This is a genomic window from Xylophilus sp. ASV27, from assembly GCF_016428875.1.
In the GTDB taxonomy this organism is placed as follows: Bacteria; Pseudomonadota; Gammaproteobacteria; order Burkholderiales; family Burkholderiaceae_C; genus Xylophilus.
In genome coordinates, this window is record NZ_JAELTO010000283.1 from 1 (window position 1) to 424 (window position 424).

Genomic DNA, 424 nt, shown 5'->3' on the forward strand with positions numbered 1-424 from the left:
CGCTGCCCCCCCCCCCCCCCTCCCACACCACCCGAGCCCCCCCCCCCCGCCCCACCCCCACCCCAACCCCCCCCACCACGCCGACCACCCCTTCCGGGATCTCTGTGACCCTGATCATCGAGTGCTACACTAGGTTCTCTTCGTCGGGAGCGTCAGATGTGTATAAGAGACAGATCCAGAAGTGACCGCCGAGTTGCTGGAGACATACCGCCAACTGGCGGGCCGCCTGCTGGCTTGGGTGAGTGGACCCGATGTGGCTATAACTCATCTCCGTTCCCACGTTGCCGTACATGGCTTCTCGTAAGCGGTGGCGACGGAGGCGGCCGGCGGGGCGGGGGGGGTGGTGGGGGGGGTCGGGGGGGGGGGGGGGGGGGTGGGGGGGGGGGGGGGGGGCGTGCTGGGGTGGTGGGGGGGGGGGCGGGGG

1 protein-coding gene is annotated in these 424 nt (G+C 71.9%); it reads left to right on the forward strand.

What is annotated here, in order from left to right; translation table 11 throughout:
• Positions 1 to 185: hypothetical protein (locus JHD63_RS22895; RefSeq protein WP_198973119.1), on the forward strand; the 185-nt coding region annotated here is incomplete at its 5' end.
• Positions 186 to 424 lie beyond the last annotated feature (239 nt).